General features: G+C 65.4%; 14 protein-coding genes. 5 read left to right on the forward strand and 9 right to left on the reverse strand.

Going from position 1 to position 16,714, the window contains the following annotated elements:
• Positions 1-340: 340 nt before the first annotated feature.
• A complete protein-coding gene (gene ybaL / locus HL666_RS05065) occupies positions 341-2,083 on the reverse strand; it encodes a YbaL family putative K(+) efflux transporter (RefSeq protein WP_172180267.1) in 1,743 nt (580 codons plus the stop codon).
• A 164-nt stretch (positions 2,084-2,247) separates the two neighbouring features.
• Here ybaL and HL666_RS05070 point away from each other — a divergent pair, with 164 nt between their 5' ends.
• Positions 2,248-2,811 carry a DinB family protein gene (locus HL666_RS05070; RefSeq protein WP_172180269.1) on the forward strand — a complete coding sequence of 188 codons (564 nt, stop codon included), beginning with the start codon at positions 2,248-2,250 and terminating at the stop codon, positions 2,809-2,811.
• 138 nt (positions 2,812-2,949) lie between these two features.
• Here HL666_RS05070 and HL666_RS05075 read toward each other — a convergent pair whose 3' ends face one another.
• Complete coding sequence (locus HL666_RS05075) at positions 2,950-3,507, reverse strand: GNAT family N-acetyltransferase (RefSeq protein WP_172108123.1); 558 nt, start codon at positions 3,505-3,507, stop codon at positions 2,950-2,952.
• Positions 3,508-3,539: 32 nt separating this feature from the next.
• The gene (locus tag HL666_RS05080) at positions 3,540-4,145 is read right to left on the reverse strand and encodes a CGNR zinc finger domain-containing protein (RefSeq protein WP_172180271.1); all 606 of its coding nucleotides are present in this window, start codon (positions 4,143-4,145) and stop codon (positions 3,540-3,542) included.
• A gap of 74 nt (positions 4,146-4,219) precedes the next feature.
• Here HL666_RS05080 and HL666_RS05085 point away from each other — a divergent pair, with 74 nt between their 5' ends.
• On the forward strand, positions 4,220-5,125 hold the full coding sequence (locus HL666_RS05085; RefSeq protein WP_172180273.1) for an EamA family transporter: 906 nt from the start codon (positions 4,220-4,222) through the stop codon (positions 5,123-5,125).
• Positions 5,126-5,202: 77 nt separating this feature from the next.
• Here the strand turns inward: HL666_RS05085 and HL666_RS05090 are convergent, their stop codons facing one another.
• The 6 genes from HL666_RS05090 to HL666_RS05115 form a co-directional block, all read right to left on the reverse strand.
• Positions 5,203-6,372: an acetyl-CoA acetyltransferase gene (locus HL666_RS05090; protein ID WP_172180275.1), complete on the reverse strand. Its 1,170-nt coding sequence runs from the start codon at positions 6,370-6,372 to the stop codon at positions 5,203-5,205.
• Between the two features lie 74 nt (positions 6,373-6,446).
• Positions 6,447-7,430, reverse strand: a complete 984-nt coding sequence (gene denD / locus HL666_RS05095) for a D-erythronate dehydrogenase (RefSeq protein WP_172130791.1) — start codon at positions 7,428-7,430, stop codon at positions 6,447-6,449.
• 270 nt (positions 7,431-7,700) lie between these two features.
• Positions 7,701-8,609: a carbohydrate ABC transporter permease gene (locus HL666_RS05100; RefSeq protein WP_172180277.1), complete on the reverse strand. Its 909-nt coding sequence runs from the start codon at positions 8,607-8,609 to the stop codon at positions 7,701-7,703.
• Positions 8,606-9,559 carry a carbohydrate ABC transporter permease gene (locus HL666_RS05105; protein ID WP_172108111.1) on the reverse strand — a complete coding sequence of 318 codons (954 nt, stop codon included), beginning with the start codon at positions 9,557-9,559 and terminating at the stop codon, positions 8,606-8,608. Before HL666_RS05105 ends, HL666_RS05100 begins: the two co-directional genes overlap by 4 nt.
• Before the next feature lie 348 nt (positions 9,560-9,907).
• Positions 9,908-11,230 (reverse strand): ABC transporter substrate-binding protein, encoded by a 1,323-nt coding sequence (locus HL666_RS05110; protein ID WP_172108109.1) that lies wholly within the window; start codon positions 11,228-11,230, stop codon positions 9,908-9,910.
• A gap of 90 nt (positions 11,231-11,320) precedes the next feature.
• The gene (locus tag HL666_RS05115) at positions 11,321-12,382 is read right to left on the reverse strand and encodes an ABC transporter ATP-binding protein (protein ID WP_172108107.1); all 1,062 of its coding nucleotides are present in this window, start codon (positions 12,380-12,382) and stop codon (positions 11,321-11,323) included.
• Positions 12,383-12,687: 305 nt separating this feature from the next.
• Here HL666_RS05115 and gntR point away from each other — a divergent pair, with 305 nt between their 5' ends.
• From gntR to HL666_RS05130, 3 genes are all read left to right on the forward strand, one after another.
• Entirely contained in the window at positions 12,688-13,767 is a 1,080-nt protein-coding gene (gene gntR / locus HL666_RS05120) for an HTH-type transcriptional regulator GntR (RefSeq protein WP_172180279.1), read from the forward strand.
• Between the two features lie 176 nt (positions 13,768-13,943).
• Positions 13,944-15,767: an IlvD/Edd family dehydratase gene (locus tag HL666_RS05125; protein ID WP_172180281.1), complete on the forward strand. Its 1,824-nt coding sequence runs from the start codon at positions 13,944-13,946 to the stop codon at positions 15,765-15,767.
• A gap of 141 nt (positions 15,768-15,908) precedes the next feature.
• A complete protein-coding gene (locus HL666_RS05130; RefSeq protein ID WP_172108101.1) occupies positions 15,909-16,643 on the forward strand; it encodes an SDR family oxidoreductase in 735 nt (244 codons plus the stop codon).
• Positions 16,644-16,714 lie beyond the last annotated feature (71 nt).

A 16,714-nucleotide genomic window follows, 5' to 3' on the forward strand; every position in this document is an offset into this window, starting at 1 on the left:
TGGCATCAGCGTCGGGATGCCGGGACCACGCGACTTCGCGTCCGCGCCATGCCGTTCGTCCGCGCAGACAAGCTACGCTGCGACACGTCGCGGCCACCGCCTCCCTGCCTCAACGTTCGTGACGATCGCGAAGCGCCCCTCGTGGCGAAGCAGGATGACGCGAATAAAGCATACATTCTGGAAAATAGAAATATGATTATTTTTTGCGGCAGGACTGGACAGGGCAAATCGGCTTGATGGCGCTCATGAAATCAGCCTGCCCGCGTCATTCCGGGGCAAGGCCGCAGGCCGTGAACCCGGAATCCCGAGCTTGGCTCGCATCTCACACGAGCAGCCTGGACTAGGCCTGGACCTGCACATTCTCCGCCGCTCGCTGCGGAGCCAGCTCCGGTGCCGGATCAGGCGGCCGCGTGTCCAGCTCCTCGATCATGCCGCGGGCGATCTCGCGCTCGCCCATGATGACCATGTCGGCGCCGAGCGATCTCAAATGCTCGACTTCGGCGTCCGAATGCGCGCGCGCCACGATGTGCAGAGCGGGGTTGGCGGCGCGGGCCTGCTCGACGATCTGGCCGGCCTCGAACGCCTCGGGGATGGCGATGACCAGCGCATGGGCAGCCGACGGGTTGGTCGCGCGCAGAACGTTGCTGCGGGCGGCGTTGCCGGTGATGGTCTCGATGCCCGCGTCCTTCAGTTGCTTGAGAATGTCTTCCGATGTCTCCACCGCAAGGAAGGCGTGACCGCGCTGCTGCAGCGCCTCGCCGACGAGGCGGCCGACGCGGCCATAGCCGATAACGATGGTGTGCTCGGTCAACGGAGTCACCGGGATCTCGGCCGGCTTCGGCGCCGGCGTTGCAGCAACATCGGCACGCCGGCGCTCCAGCCGCGGCAGCAGCCAGTCGAGTGCGGCGAACATCAGCGGATTGAGCATGATCGAGATGATCGCGCCGGCCAGGATCAAGTCGCGGCCGGCTTTCGGCAGCAGATTGGTGGCGCCGCCGATCTCGGCGAGGATGAAGGAGAACTCGCCGATCTGCGCGAGACTCGCGGAAATCGTCAGCGCGGTCGAGACCGGATGGCGGAACGCGACCACGATCAGGAACGCGGCGAGCGACTTGCCGAACAGGATGATGAACAGCGTCGCGAGCAGCGGCCAGGGCTCGCGGATGATGCTGGCGGGATCGAACAGCATCCCGGCGGAGACGAAGAAAAGCACCGCGAAGGCATCGCGCAGCGGCAGCGATTCCTGTGCGGCGCGCTGGCTCAGCGGGGACTCGCCGAGCATCATGCCCGCGAAGAAGGCGCCGAGCGCGAGCGACACCCCGAACAGCTTCGTCGAGCCGAAGGCAACGCCGAGCGCGATTGCCAGCACGGCGAGGCGGAACAGCTCGCGCGAGCCGGTGTGGGCGATGTAGTGTAGGATCCACGGGATCAGGCGGCGGCCGACCAGCAGCATCACCGCCATGAACACGCCGATCTTGGCGAAGGTCAGCAGCAGCACGCCGGTCAGACCGAGGCCAAACTGGGCGGCGAGCGGATCGGCGGCGGCAACGTCGCCGGTCTGCAGGCTGGCGAAGGCCGGGATCAGCACCAGCGCCAGCACCATCGCGAGGTCCTCGACGATCAGCCAGCCGACCGCGATGCGGCCGCGCTCGGTGTCCATCAGCCGCCGCTCCTGCAAGGCGCGCAGCAGCACCACGGTGCTGGCGACCGACAGCGCGAGACCGAACACGAGGCCGCCGCCGATCGACCAGCCCATGGCCCAGCTCAAGGCCATGCCCATCAGGGTCGCGACCGTGATCTGCACGATTGCGCCGGGCACGGCGATGGCGCGCACCGACATCAGGTCCTTCAGAGAGAAGTGCAGGCCGACGCCGAACATCAGGAGAATGATGCCGAGTTCGGCAAGCTCGGTGGCCAGCGCCTGGTCGGCGACGAAGCCGGGCGTGAACGGGCCTACGGCTACGCCGGCGAGGAGATAGCCGACCAGCGGGGGAAAGCGGAACCGCTGCGCGAGGGCTCCGAAGACGAAGGCCAATCCGAGGCCGGCGACGATGGTCGCGATGAGGGGCGTGTCGTGCGGCATCTCGACTTGTTGCACGGGAGGCCCGGCGATGCACCGCGACCAATTGTGGCAGAGTTCCGTCACGCGCATGGGGATGATGCGCGGAAGCGCGCGGAAATCGGTGGTGAAGCGCGCGATCCGTTCCGTATGATCGGCGACGAGCCATCACGGGGTGATCAGACGCAATGCCCGCCGATCTCGTCCAGACTTTTCGTGCCTTCGCTTACAACAACGCCTGGGCCAATCACCGGCTGCTGACCGCTTGCGGCCAGCTCAGCGCCGAGGAGTTCGCGGCCGAGCGCACCGGCTTCTTCCCGAGCCTGCAGAAGACGCTGAACCACATCTACATCATCGACCTCTTTTACGTCGACGCGCTGGAGGGAGGTTGGCTCGGCCCGATGGCCTGGCAGGACCAGGTGCCGTTCCCGCGGCTCGCCGATCTCGTGAAAGCGCAGAGCGCGATGGATCGCCGGCTGATCGGCTTCTGCGAGGCGCTGACGCCGGCCCGGCTCGATGACACCGTGCGCATCAACCGCGAGACCCGCGTGCAGAACGAGCGCTGCGACCGCCTGCTGCTGCATCTGTTCCAGCACGACATCCACCACCGCGGCCAGGCGCATGCGATGCTGTCGGCGACGGCCGTCAAGCCGCCGCAGCTGGATGAGTTCTTTCCGGCTGATGATGCGGCATTGCGGGCGAGGGATTTTGGCGAGCTCGGGTTCAGCGAGGAGAAGGTGTGGCGGAGCTGAGGACGCAGTAAGGTGGGCAACGGCGCCGCCGAGTTCTCCACCCATGCGATCGCAGTGGCGCCGTGCCCACCATCTTGCTCCGAACCCCGCCGCCCTCCGGTGGGCACGCTGCCGCCCCTGGCGGCCGCTTTGCCCACCCTACGGCACCGCTTCCGAAGCCCATGCTGCGCGTGAGAGCCGGTACATCACCTGCCTCCGCAACGGACTGTCGGCCTCGACCCGCGGATGATCGAAGTCCGACGCTTCGTCGCGGATCATGCCGAGCTTGCGCATGACGTTCTGGGAGGCCTGATTGGCCGGCGCGGCGTAGGCGATGATCTCGTCGAGCCCGAGCGTATTGAAGCCGAAGTCCAGCGCCGCGCGCGCCGCTTCCGACGCGATCCCCTGCCCCCAGGCGTGGCGCGCCAGCCGCCAGCCGATCTCGACCGCAGGCGTGAACGACGCGTCGAAGAAGACCCGGAACAGCCCGACCGCGCCGAGGAATGCGCCGGAAGCACGGGTTTCGACGACCCAGAAGCCGAAACCATGCTCGGCCTGATGCGCGATCTGGAAGTCGATCCATTGATCGCAGGCCTGCCGCGTCGGCAGGGCGCGGAGGAATTGCATCACCGCTGGATCAGCCGACATCGCGGCGAACGGCGCGCGGTCCTCGTCGCGCCATTCGCGCAGGATCAGACGCTGTGAGCTGATGGTCATGGCGAGCATCCGGGCCGACGACGGGATCAGGTTTACGGACCAGCCGTGCGCGCGCGGTGGCGCCTCGCCTTGGCGACGTTGCCACAATCGCCCATCGCACACCAGCGCCGGTTCCGGAGCCTGCTGTCGTCGAGAAACAGCCATCCGCAACCACGGTCGTCTTCACATTGCTTGATGCGGTCTGCGCGCGGTCCCGTCAGCAGCGCGGCGGCCGACAGCGCGACCGGCCTCAGCAGGTCATCGCAAGTCGCGCGCGGCGCGTCTGCCCGCCAATTTAGCCGACCGTCCTGCCATTGCAGCCGGATCGACGACGAACGCCCGACAAATTCCTCGAAGCAGGCAGCAGGCGCCGCCGGCGGCGCCCTGTTGTGGATGAGCCCGAGAAACAATGCGTAGATCGCCTCGCGCAACCGGAGCGCGGTGGCATGGGCCGCATCGGCAGCCGTCGGCTGTGTCGTCCATCGCGCAGCCACACGGCGAGCGTCGTGGGCCGACAGCAGCTCGTTGTCTAGCAGCCAGGCCAACAGCGCGTCCGGCGAGCCGAGCCGATCCTCGCTCGCGTCCCGCAGGCGCCACGCGACCGTGTTCACAAACCGGATCGCCAGCTCTTCGGCACCGTGGGTCGACGTCTTGGGCATGCGGCCTCCTCCTTGCGGAACGAACGGCTTTGCCACCGGTTCACCACTCATAACCCTTTAACAGGTTACGTCCAATGTGGACCTCCAATCTGGCCGTCCCCGCCGCGTTCGCCGCGACCTATCTGGTCTGGGGCGGAACCTATCTGGCCGTGACGGTCGCCCTCGACTCGATCCCGCCGTTTCTCTTGATGGGATCGCGATCCATTGCCGGCGGCGGACTGCTGCTGGTTGCGGCGTGGTCGGCCAACCGCACCTTTGATGGTCGGACTGCAGCGCGCGCGGCCGCATGCGGCCTGTTGCTGTTCGTCGGTTGTCACGGAACCCTGGCCTATGCGCAGCAGAGGGTCCCGAGCGGGCTCGCCGCCGTGCTGCTCGCCACCATTCCGTTCTGGCTCGCACTGATCGGTGCCGTGCTGCCGGGCGGGCATCGGCCGGAATGGCGTCAATTCGTGATGCTGGGCCTCGGCCTCACGGGCGTCGCGCTCATCGTGATGGGCGAAGGCAAGGGCGCGGCGGGCGCGATCGGCACCATGGATCTGGGGTTGCTGCTCGCATCGGCGCTGTCCTGGGCGGTCGGCTCGGTGCTCACCGAGCGCTGGTCGCCGCCGGACCGGGAGATCGCGTTCTCGGGACATGCGCTGCTCAGCGGCGGCCTCATGCTCGTGGCGATGAGTATCGGCTTCGGCGAACTCGGCCGTTTCGACATCAGCCACGTGTCGGGCATCGGCGCCGGCGCCTGGCTCTATCTCACATTGGCGGGCACGATCCTCGCCTTCGTTTCCTACATCTGGCTGCTCAAACGGGTGCCGGCGCCGCTGGCCGCGACCTACACCTTCGTCAACCCCGTGATCGCCTTGCTGCTGGGCTGGATGGTGCTTGGCGAGACCTTCGGAGTTGCGATGATGATCGGAGCGCTGCTCGTCGTCGTCTCGATCGGCGGCCTGCTGTATTCACGGGCCGCGGCAAAGCCCGCCCGCTGAAGCCCCAGGCCTGACGATCGGCACAAACGACATCGGCCCCGGATCAGCCCGGGGCCGCGCGCAGCAGGAGATCGCGATTACTTCACCGGCTCCAAAATCGACACGTAGTTCGCGACCGCGGCGCCGCCCATGTTGAAGATGCCGCCGAGTTTGGCGTTGGGGAGCTGCATGCCCTCGGGCGCGGAGCCGGTGAGCTGCATGGCGGTCATGACGTGCATGGAGACGCCGGTGGCGCCGATCGGGTGGCCCTTGGCCTTCAGGCCGCCGGACGGGTTGACCGGGAGCTTGCCGTCCTTGAGCGTCCAGCCCTCCTTGATGGCGCGGGCGCCCTGCCCGCGCGGCGTCAGGCCCATCGCCTCGTATTCGATCAGCTCGGCGACCGTGAAGCAGTCATGGGTCTCGACGAAGGAGAGATCGGACAGGGTCACGCCGGCCTTCTCCAGCGCGCGCTGCCAGGCCACCGTGCAGCCCTCGAAGGCAAGGATGTCGCGCTTGGACATCGGCAGGAAGTCCTGCGCATGCGCGGTCGCGCGCACGGTCACGGCCTTGGCGAACGACTTGGCCGTCTCGCTGTCGGTCAGCACCAGCGCCGCGGCGCCGTCGGAGACCAGCGAGCAGTCGGTGCGCTTCAGGGGGCCGGCGACGTAAGGGTTCTTCTCGCTCTCGGAGCGGCAGAACTCGAAGCCGAAATCCTTGCGCATCTGCGCGAACGGATTGGCGACGCCGTTCTTGTGGTTCTTGGCCGCGATCAGCGCCAGCGCGTCGGACTGGTCGCCATATTTCTGGAAATAGCCCTGGGCGATCTTGCCGAACACGCCGGCGAAGCCGCCGACGGTGTCGCCGTCCTCCGGCAGATAGGACGCCTTCAAGAGGTTCTTGCCGATCTCCGGCCCCGGCGTGCGCGTCATCTGCTCGACGCCCACCACCAGCACGATCTTGGCGGCACCGGCGGCGATGGCGCGGATGCCCTGGTGGACGGCAGCCGAGCCCGTGGCGCAGGCGTTCTCGACTCGGGTCGCCGGCTTGAAGCGCAGCGCCGGATCGGCCTGCAGCACCAGCGAGGCCGTGAAGTCCTGGGGCGAGAAGCCGGCGTTGAAATGGCCGAGCACGATCTCATCGACGTCGCCGGCCGCAATGCCGGCGTCGGCGAGCGCCTCATTGGCGACCTTGACGACGAGGCTCTCGACGGTCTCGGCGTCGAACTTCCCGAACGGCGTATGCGCCCATGCGACGATGCTGGCGGTCATGCTGTCTCTCCCGAATGTCTCCCTGCCCTCACATGGCGCTTTGCGCCATGTGAGTCCAGAGGCTGGTGGCGGTCTCAGGCCACGAACTTGCCGCCGAGCTCATCCTCGATGTGAATCCGGATGATGTCGTCGAATGTCTTTTCCTCGGTGGTGAAGCCGAGCTCGCGGGCCCGCTTGGCCTCGAATGTCCGCGGCCAGCCGGCGACGATGCCGACGATGAAGGGGTCGGGCTCCCGCTTGATGCGGTTGGCGACGTTGTCGCCGGCGACGCGGCGGAGCGCGGCAATCTGCTCGCCGACGGTGGCCGTCAGGCCCGGCATGGTCAGGTTCCGGCGCGGGCCGATCTTGGCGGTATCCATGGTCGCGGCATGCAGCAGGAATCCGACCGCCGAACGCGGCGTGGCGTGCCAGTGCTGGACGTCCTCGGACACCGGCAGTACGGCCTCCTTGCCAGCCAGCGGCTCGCGCAGGATGTTGGAGAAGAAGCCGGACGCCGCCTTGTTGGGCGCGCCGGGACGAATGCAGATGGTCGGCAGCCGGATGCCGACGCCGTCGAAGAAGCCGCGGCGGCTGTAGTCGGCCAGCAGCAGCTCGCCGATCGCCTTCTGGGTGCCGTAGCTGAGCAGCGGCGCATTGACGAACTCGTCGCCGATCGCCGCGGGGAAAGGCGCGCCGAACACCGCGATCGACGAGGTGAAGACGAGGCGCGGCTTGTAGCCATTGCCGATCAGCCTGACCGCGTCGAACAGCATCCGCGTGCCGTCGAGATTGATGCGGTAGCCCTTGTCGAAATCGAGTTCGGCCTCGCCGGAGACGATGGCGGCGAGATGGAAGATGACGTCGGGGCGCGGAGCGACCAGCTTCTCGGCAAAGCCAGGGACGGCGAAGTCGCCAGCGATGGTCTCGACCGCAATTGGCGTGTCGGGCTTCGATGGCGCGACAATGTCCTGCAGGGTCATACGGGTGATGGCGGTATTGCCGAGGCGGCCGTCGCGGACCAGCCGCTCCACCAGCTTGCGCCCAACCATGCCGGCGGCGCCGAGAACGAGAATATGCAAGGGATGCTCCTTGTTTCTTAGTGGTCGATTACATCACATTGGCTGGCTGCGAATGCGATCGACATTACTGCGCCCTCTCCCCTTGTGGGAGAGGGCTACACCGCAGGTGCCGCATGCTCGCTTGGGTGAGGGGTTGGTCCCACAAACTCCGCTGTTGCGGAGAGAGACCCCTCACCCGGCGGCGCGCTTCGCGCGCCACCACCCTCTCCCACAAGGGGAGAGGGTGCACCACCCGTGCGGCGCCGTGTCCGTTCTAGTGCGAAAGCCCGCCTACTCCTTCACCGCGCCGGTCATGGCCGACACATAATGCTCGACGAAGAAGGCGTAAAGGATCACGAGGGGCAGGGAGCCGACCAGGGCGCCGGCCATCAGCGATCCCCATTTGTAGATGTCGCCGTCGACGAACTCGTTGACGATCGCGACCGGCACGGTCTTGTTCGGTGTCGATTGCAGGAAGGTCAGCGCGTAGATGAACTCGTTCCAGCACAAGGTGAACGAGAAGATGAAGGCCGAGATCAGGCCGGGCACCGCCAGGGGCACCACGATCTTGACCAGGATCTGCCAGCGGCTGGCGCCGTCGATCAGGGCGCATTCCTCGAGTTCGAACGGGATCGTCTTGAAGTAGCCCATCAGGAGCCAGGTCGAGAAGGGGATCAGCAAGGTCGGATAGACCAGGATCAGGGACAGCGGCGAGTCGAACAGGCCGTAGGCCTGGATCACCGAGGCCAGCGGAATGAACAGGATCGACGGCGGCACGAGGTAGGCGAAGAAGATCAGCACGCCGACAGTGTCGGCGCCCTTGAAGCGCAGCCGCACGATCGCATAGGCCGCGAGCACCGAGGCGAAGATCGACAGCGTGGTGGCGCCGACCGCGACATACATCGTGTTCCACAGCCAGCGCGGATATTGCGTCTCGAACAGCAGTTTCGAGATGTGCTTGAAGGTCGGATGCACCACCCAGAACGGGTTGTACTTCTCCATGTCGATCAGCTGTTCGTCGGGTTTGATCGAGGTCAGCCCCATCCAGTAGAACGGGAACAGCAGCACCACGAGGATGATGAACAGCGGCAGATAGAGCGTGATCAGCCGCCGCGGCAGCGACTCCAGATAGCTCATGCCCTCCGATTCGTCGGAGCCGGCCGTGGTGGGCGCCTTGGCTTGCAGCGTGGTGTCGGTCATTGGTCTGATCCTTGCTGCCATTTGCGCCGTTGCATGCCGAACCAGGAGATCGCGATCGCCGCCGCCAGGAACGGGATCATCGCGGTCGCGATCGCGGCGCCCTCCCCGAGCCTCCCCGAGATGATGCCGCGCTGATAGCTGAGCGTCGCCATCAGATGAGTGGCATTGACAGGGCCGCCACGGGTCAGCGCCCAGATCAGCTGGAAGTCGGTGAAGGTGAACAGCACCGAGAACGTCATCACCACCGCGATGATCGGGGTCAGCAGCGGATAGGTGATGTAGCGGAAGCGCTGCCAGCTGGTGGCGCCGTCCAACGTCGCGGCCTCATACAGCGAGGGCGAGACGGTCTGCAGGCCGGCCAGCAGGGTGATCGCGACGAACGGCACGCCGCGCCAGATGTTGGCAATGATGACGGAGGCGCGCGCCCAGGAGGTGTCGCCGAGGAAGTTGATGTTCTGCGTGATGATTCCGAGCTTGATCAGCGACCAGGAGATGATCGAGAACTGCGAATCGTAGATCCACCAGAACGCGATCGCCGACAGCACCGTCGGCACGATGAAGGGGATCAGCACGATCGCGCGGATCATCGCCTTGAACGGCATGTGCCGGTTCAACAGCAGCGCCAGATACAGGCCGATCGCGAATTTGATGGCGGATGCCACGATCGTGTAGAGCAGCGTGTTGAACACCGACAGCCAGAAGATCGTGTCGTCCCACAGCCACTCGTAGTTCTCGACCCCGACGAAGACGCCGGTGCGGCCGATCTTCTCGTCGGTGAAGCTCATCCAGACGCCCAGGCCTAGCGGATAGGCCAGGAACAGGATCAGGAAGGCCGCCGCCGGCAGCATGAACCACAGCGCGATGACGTTGCGGTTGGTCTTGATCCGCACCCATGCCGATGGCTCGCTGATGGCGGCGCCTCGTGGCAACGAGGTCTGAATGGTACTCATGTATCGAGCAGCTCCAATTCCGGAGACGTAGCAGCAGGCGGCGATCAATCCGCGTCCTCGTCATTGCGAGCGAAGCGAAGCAATCCAGGGCCGAACAGAAAGTCTGGATTGCTTCGTCGCCTTTCGGCTCCTCGCAATGAAGAAAATCACGAACCCGTAGGGTGGGCAAAGGACCCGGCGCGATGCTCGCATCGTGCCGAGGCCCTGCCCACCGCCGGTGGTGCGATGCGTTCGGTGGGCACGGCGCGCGAGACATCGCGATCGCTCGCGTCGATCCCGGCGCGCCTTTGCCCACCCTACGCAGTCAACAAGCGCCGGCGTGATTGACGCACGCCGGCGCTGATTGCCTCAGCGGAAGATGCGCTTGGCCGAGCGCTCGGCGCTGGCCATCGCCGTCTTCACGTCCTCGCGGCCGGTGCAGTAGTTCGCGAACATGTCGACCACCACGAAGTCGGCGATCGCAGCCGCGGCCGCCTCACCGAGCTTGCCGAGGCCGGCCGGCGTCGTCGCGGTCGCCGCGACCTCGCGATACGGCGTGTTCTTCGGGTCGACCGTCCAGATCGGGTTGGCGTCGTAGCCCTTCAGGAAGTGCGACAGGTAGCCCTGCGCCGCCTCGATCCACGGATTGAACTGCTCCGGCTCCAGCATGAAGGCAGTGAACGCCTTGCAGGTCTGCGGGAACTTGGAGAAGTTGAACACCAGGATCGGGAAGCCGAGATGCATTTCACGAGTCTTTCCGTCCAACCCGGGCGGCAGATGCGCGTGGTTCATGTCCTCGGCGATCTGCGGCGCCTCCTTCTTGGCGGTGACGTAGATCGAGATGCCGTTGACGGTGGCGTAGAGCTGGCCGGCCAGGAACGCCTTGTTGTTCGACGAGTCGTTCCAGGACGCGGTGCCCGGCACGAAATTGTCGTACAGGCCCTTGACGTATTCGAGCGCCTTGGCGGTCTCCGGCGAGTTGATGACGACCTTGTTGTCCTTGTCGATCAGGTTGCCGCCATGCGCCCACAGCGCCCAGTGCGTCCAGCCGTTGGCGTCGCCCGAGGCGTGGCCCAGCGCCATGCCGCCCGGCGTGCCGTTCTTGTTCATCGCCTTGAAGAACTCGGACATGCCGGCGAGATCGTTCGGGAATTTCTTGAAGCCGGCCTTCTCGGCGGCCGAGATGCGGTAGTTGACGAGACCGCCGGTCGCCGCCACGGGGATGCCGATCCACTTGCCGTCGAGCATGCCGTAGGCCTTGCCCGAGTCGGTCCAGCCGCCGCACTTCTTGCCGAGGTAGTCGGCAACGTCGGTCATGTCGACGCATTTGTTGGAGAACAGGAAGGGCAGCGTGTAGAGGCCCCACACCATGTCGAGGCCCTGCCCGGTGTTGGCCGCGACGGAGGCCTTGGGCTGAACGTCGTCATAGGATTCGTTGGAGACGTTGATCGTGACGTTGTTGGCCTTCTGGAAGGCGTCGACGATCTTCATGAAGGCCACGTCCTCGGCCTCGACGAAGCGCTTCCAGCGCATCATGTTGATCTTGGCGCCGGGCTCCGGCTTGAACGGCGAGGTCTGCGCCCACGCCTTGGCGTAGCCGAGCAGATCCTCTGCCGACATCGTTGCCGCAGCCGCCAGCAGTGTCGCGCCGCCCTTGAGCAGAGAACGTCGATCGGTGGGGAAATAGGTCATCTGAAGTTTTCTCCCGTTGAGTATTGCTTGTTTTGTTCGTTGCCGATTTTTCGGTCGTTTTGGTTCTTAGTTCTGCGTCGTGCGACCGGATCAAAGTCTCCGGCCGCTGTCCTTGTCGAACAGATGCGCCGCCGACGCGCGCGGGCGCAAATGGATCTTCTCGCCGGGATTGACCTCATGGCGGTCGCGGAACACCGCGATGATGTCTTGGGTGCCGATGCGGGCGACGATCTGCGTCTCCGAGCCGGTCGGCTCGACGACCACGACCTCGGCCTCGATGCCGTCATCAGCAAGCTCGAGATGCTCGGGGCGAACGCCATACACGACCGGACGGCCGTCGGATGCCGCCGGCGCCGACAGCAGCGGCAGCTTGGCGCCGTTGTCGGTCTCGACATAGACCGAGCCGTTGGACTTGAGATGACCGTTGAGGAAGTTCATCGCCGGCGAGCCGATGAAGCCGGCGACGAACTGGTTGTCGGGTTTGTCGTAGAGATCGAGCGGCGAGCCCATCTGCTCGACGATGCCGTCATGCATCACGACGATCTTGTCGGCCATGGTCATGGCCTCGATCTGGTCGTGGGTGACGTAGACGGTGGTGGTCTTCAGCCGCTGATGCAACTCCTTGATCTCTGTGCGCATCGCGACGCGCAGCTTGGCGTCGAGGTTCGACAGCGGCTCGTCGAACAGGAACACCTGCGGATCACGCACGATGGCGCGGCCCATGGCGACGCGCTGGCGCTGACCGCCGGAGAGCTGGCGCGGATAGCGGTCGAGCAGCGGCGTCAGCGCCAGGATCTCGGCGGCGCGCGCGACGCCCTTCTTGATGTCCTCGGGCCGCGCGCCGCGCAGCTTGAGCGAGAAGCCCATGTTGTCGGCGACCGTCATGTGCGGATACAGCGCGTAGTTCTGGAACACCATCGCGATGTCGCGCTCTTTCGGCTGCACGTTGTTGACGACGCGCTCACCGATCGAGATCGTTCCGGAGGTGATGTTCTCGAGGCCTGCCAGCATGCGCAGCAGCGTCGACTTGCCGCAGCCCGACGGACCGACCAGCACGACGAACTCGCCATCCTCGATCGGGATGGTCACGCCGTGCAGGACCTCGAATCCGCCGAACGATTTGCGCACGTCGCGAATTTGCACCGACGACATCAATTTCCTCCTCATTAACCAGCTGCATTTGCTGCATGCCGGCGGCATCCTGACCGTTGTTCTCGGCCGTTCGATCTGGCCGCTTGTCGTTGCGTAGTCTTGGTCTGCTGGTCTTGTTGACCTGTTATTGGCTGTCTTCGATTTATTGACTGCCTTCGATCGTCTGGCTGCGTCCGGAACCGGCGACCAGCTTCGAAGGCATTGTCGGCAGTTTATATCGCTTCCGCAATGCTTCGCTTAGCAACCGCGTGATAGCGCTGTCAATATCGCTTGTCTGCCCGTTCGCCTATGCTATGAGCAATCGCATGGGACGGAAACGTAACGAGCCGGGCAAAGTGCGGCTGACCGAGGTTGCTGCCTTGGCGGGCGTCAGTCCGATTACGGTGTCACGTTTCTTCCGTAATCCCGACACGGTGTCGGCCGGCCGCCGGCTGCGGATCGAGAGCGCCGCCAAGGATCTCGGCTACGTTCCCAACCTCGCCGCGCGCGCGCTCGCATCGCAGCGCACCGAGGTGATCGGCGTACTGATACCTTCCCTCACGAACAACGTGTTCTCCGACGTGCTGCGCGGCATCTATGACGCGTTCGAAGGCAGCCGCTACAGCATCCAACTTGCGAATACACGCTATAGCGTGCTGCAGGAGGAGCGCCTGCTGCGGCTGTTCCTGATGCAGAAGCCGGCCGGGCTGATCGTGACCGGCGTGGATCAGACCGCGGAAGGCCGCGCCATCGTGCAGGCGGCGGACTGCCCGGTGGTCCAGATCATGGAGCTCGGCACCGATCCGATCGACATGATGATCGGCTTCTCCCACGCGGATGCCTGTCACGCTGCGATTTCGCATCTGCTGGCGCAGGGGTGCCGACGGATCGGCTTTCTTGGCGCACGCATGGACCCCAGGGTGCAGCGCCGTCTTCAGGGCTATCAGAACGCGATGAAGGAGGCGTCCGTGTTCGATCCGCGCCTGATCGTCACCACGGCGGTCCCGACCTCGACGACGATGGGCGGCAGCCTGTTCTCCGATCTCCTGCTCAAGGCGCCGGACCTCGATGCGGTGTTCTGCGCCAATGACGACCTTGCGCTCGGCGTGCTGTTCGAATGCCAGCGCCGGCACATCGCCGTGCCCGAGCAGGTCGCGATCGTCGGATTCAACGACATGGAATTCATGGCATCGGCCGTCCCGACGCTCTCCAGCGTTCGCACCAATCGCTACGAGATGGGCTTGCGCGCGGCGACAATGATCATGGACGAGATCGAAGGGCGCGCCGTGGTCGAGCGCGTGGTGGATCTTGGCTTCGAAGTGATCGAACGGCAGAGCTCGACATTGCAACGGGCTCCCGCGAGCCTGCAGCCGGCATCCGGCCGCGCCACAGGAACAAAATGGTAGCGCAACCAAAATTGGTGATCTAGAACCACGCGGCCGAACGACGCGTTGAACAAAAAAGCTTGGGCGACCGGAGGCCATTGCATCTGACCGCGGCGCTTCATCTCGCGTCATCGACGCGCAAGTGAGGCACCCCGACCAGACCGGCATCGCCACCTTTGCACTGCGGGAGGAAACGAATGACAAAATCGAACGGACATGCCGGCAACGGCGCTGACAAGAGCCGCAAGCTGCGCTCGCAGGCGTGGTTCAACGATCCGCACAATCCCGGCATGACCGCGCTCTATCTCGAGCGCTATCTCAATTACGGCCTGACCCGCGCCGAGCTGCAGTCAGGCAAGCCGATCATCGGCATTGCCCAGACCGGCAACGATCTGTCGCCCTGCAACCGTCACCACATCGAGCTGGCGCATCGCGTCCGCGAGGGCATCCGCGCCGCTGGCGGCATCGCGATGGAGTTTCCGACTCATCCGATTCAGGAGACTGGCAAACGCCCGACGGCGGCGCTCGATCGCAACCTCGCTTATCTCGGCCTCGTCGAAATCCTGTTCGGTTATCCGCTGGACGGCGTGGTGCTGACCACCGGCTGCGACAAGACGACGCCGGCCTGCCTGATGGCGGCCGCCACCGTGAACATTCCGGCGATCGTGCTGTCGGGCGGGCCGATGCTCAACGGCTGGCACGAGGGCCAGCGCACCGGCTCCGGCACCGTGGTGTGGAAGTCGCGCGAGCGGCTCGCTGCGGGCGAGATCGGCTATGAGGAGTTCATGCAGATCGTGGCGTCCTCGGCGCCGTCGGTCGGCCATTGCAACACCATGGGCACGGCTTCGACCATGAACGCACTGGCCGAGGCGCTCGGCATGTCCCTGCCCGGCTGCGCCGCGATCCCCGCGCCCTATCGCGAACGCGGCCAGATCGCCTACGAGACCGGCACGCGCATCGTCGACATGGTGTGGGAAGACCTGAAGCCGTCGGACATTCTCACGCGCAAGGCCTTCGAGAATTGCATCGTCGCCAACTCCGCAATCGGCGGTTCGACCAATGCTCCGATCCACATCAATGCGCTGGCGCGCCATGTCGGCGTCGAGCTCGACATCGACGACTGGCAGAAGGTCGGTCACGACGTGCCGCTGCTCGTCAACATGCAGCCAGCCGGCTTCTATCTCGGCGAGGAATTCCATCGCGCCGGCGGCGTCCCGGCCGTGATCGCCGAGTTGATGCGCCACAAGCGCATCCACGAGGACGTCATCACCGTCAACGGCCGCAGCATGGGCGACAATTGCCGCGAGGCGCCGAAGCCGGATAACGACGTGATCTGGTCCTACGACAAGCCGCTGGTGAAGGACGCGGGCTTCCTGGTGCTGCGCGGCAACCTGTTCGATTCCGCGATCATGAAGACCAGCGTGATCTCCAAGGAGTTCCGCGACCGCTATCTCAGCAATCCGAAGGACCCCAACGCCTTCGAAGGCCGCGCCATCGTGTTCGAGGGGCCGGAGGACTATCACGACCGCATCGATGATCCCGCGCTCGCCATCGATGAGCACTGCGTGCTTTTCATCCGCGGCGCCGGCCCGATCGGCTATCCCGGCGGCGCCGAGGTGGTGAACATGCAGCCGCCGGCGGCGCTGATCAAACGCGGCATCCTGTCCCTGCCCTGCATCGGCGACGGCCGGCAGTCCGGCACCTCGGGCTCGCCCTCGATCCTCAACGCCTCGCCTGAGGCCGCCGCCGATGGTGGCCTGGCGATCCTCAAGACCGGCGACAAGGTGCGCATCGACCTCAACAAGGGCTCAGCCAACATTCTGATCTCCGATGAGGAGGTCGCCAAACGCCATGCCGAGCTGAAGGCCAAGGGCGGCTTCCCGCATCCGGCCAACCAGACGCCCTGGCAGGAGCTCTACCGCAACACCGTCGGCCAGCAGGCCACCGGCGCCTGCATGGAGCTCGCCACGCGGTATCAGAACATCGCTGGCACTGTCGGCGTGGCCAGGCATAATCACTGAACCATCCGCTGTCATTCCGGGACATCGCGAAGCGATGGGCCCGGAATCCATAACCACGATCGGGAGTATGGATTCCGGGCTCGCCCTTCGGGCGCCCCGGAATGACGGCAACTAACAAACAAGCCATCCCAGGGAGACCCCATGTCCGACCGCCTCAAGGGCAAGCGCGCCTTTGTCACCGCCGCCGCTGCCGGCATCGGCCGCGCCTGCGCCGTTGCCTTCGCGCGGCAGGGCGCCACCGTGTTCGCCACCGATATCGACGAGAAGGGTCTCTCGACGTTGAAGGCCGAGGGCATTGCCGAGGTCGCGACGCTCGACGTGCGCAACACGGCGGCCGTCAACGCCATGGCCGAGCGGGTCGGCAAGGTCGAGATCCTGCTCAATGCCGCCGGCTTCGTGCACAACGGCACCATCCTCGACTGCTCCGATGACGACTGGGAGTTCTCGTTCGATCTGAACGTGAAATCGATGCATCGCACGATCCGCGCCTTCCTGCCGAAGATGCTGGATCAGGGCGGTGGCGCCATCGTCAACATCGCCTCCGCCGCCGGCGTGTTCAAGGCGGCGCCGAACCGCTACGTCTACGCGGCGACCAAGGCCGCGGTGGCGGCGGTGACGCGCTCGGTCGCAGCCGACTTCGTCGGTCGCGGCATCCGTTGCAATTGCATCTGCCCCGGCACGATCGAGACGCCGTCGATGCTCGGCCGCGCCGCGGCCGCCGGCCCCAACGGGCTCGAGATGTTCATTTCGCGCCAGCCGATGGGCCGGCTCGGCACGGCGGAGGAGATCGCGCATCTGGCCGTCTATCTCGCCAGCGACGAGAGCGCGTTCACCACCGGTGTCGCGCACACCATCGACGGCGGCTGGACGTTGTAAGATACTTTCGGTCATTCCGGGCGCGCGTCAGCGCGAGCCCGAATCCATCACCACGATCGGGAGTATGGATT

The organism is Bradyrhizobium aeschynomenes, from assembly GCF_013178945.1.
GTDB lineage: Bacteria > Pseudomonadota > Alphaproteobacteria > Rhizobiales > Xanthobacteraceae > Bradyrhizobium > Bradyrhizobium aeschynomenes.

What these genes read in the sequence shown, in the direction of transcription:
- ybaL (WP_172180267.1), bottom strand. Translation starts at nt 2,083, where the DNA reads ATGCCGCACGACACGCCCCTCATCGCGACCATCGTCGCCGGCCTCGGA.
- HL666_RS05070 (WP_172180269.1), top strand. Translation starts at nt 2,248, where the DNA reads ATGCCCGCCGATCTCGTCCAGACTTTTCGTGCCTTCGCTTACAACAAC.
- HL666_RS05075 (WP_172108123.1), bottom strand. Translation starts at nt 3,507, where the DNA reads ATGACCATCAGCTCACAGCGTCTGATCCTGCGCGAATGGCGCGACGAG.
- HL666_RS05080 (WP_172180271.1), bottom strand. Translation starts at nt 4,145, where the DNA reads ATGCCCAAGACGTCGACCCACGGTGCCGAAGAGCTGGCGATCCGGTTT.
- HL666_RS05085 (WP_172180273.1), top strand. Translation starts at nt 4,220, where the DNA reads ATGTGGACCTCCAATCTGGCCGTCCCCGCCGCGTTCGCCGCGACCTAT.
- HL666_RS05090 (WP_172180275.1), bottom strand. Translation starts at nt 6,372, where the DNA reads ATGACCGCCAGCATCGTCGCATGGGCGCATACGCCGTTCGGGAAGTTC.
- HL666_RS05100 (WP_172180277.1), bottom strand. Translation starts at nt 8,609, where the DNA reads ATGACCGACACCACGCTGCAAGCCAAGGCGCCCACCACGGCCGGCTCC.
- HL666_RS05105 (WP_172108111.1), bottom strand. Translation starts at nt 9,559, where the DNA reads ATGAGTACCATTCAGACCTCGTTGCCACGAGGCGCCGCCATCAGCGAG.
- HL666_RS05110 (WP_172108109.1), bottom strand. Translation starts at nt 11,230, where the DNA reads ATGACCTATTTCCCCACCGATCGACGTTCTCTGCTCAAGGGCGGCGCG.
- HL666_RS05115 (WP_172108107.1), bottom strand. Translation starts at nt 12,382, where the DNA reads ATGTCGTCGGTGCAAATTCGCGACGTGCGCAAATCGTTCGGCGGATTC.
- gntR (WP_172180279.1), top strand. Translation starts at nt 12,688, where the DNA reads ATGGGACGGAAACGTAACGAGCCGGGCAAAGTGCGGCTGACCGAGGTT.
- HL666_RS05125 (WP_172180281.1), top strand. Translation starts at nt 13,944, where the DNA reads ATGACAAAATCGAACGGACATGCCGGCAACGGCGCTGACAAGAGCCGC.
- HL666_RS05130 (WP_172108101.1), top strand. Translation starts at nt 15,909, where the DNA reads ATGTCCGACCGCCTCAAGGGCAAGCGCGCCTTTGTCACCGCCGCCGCT.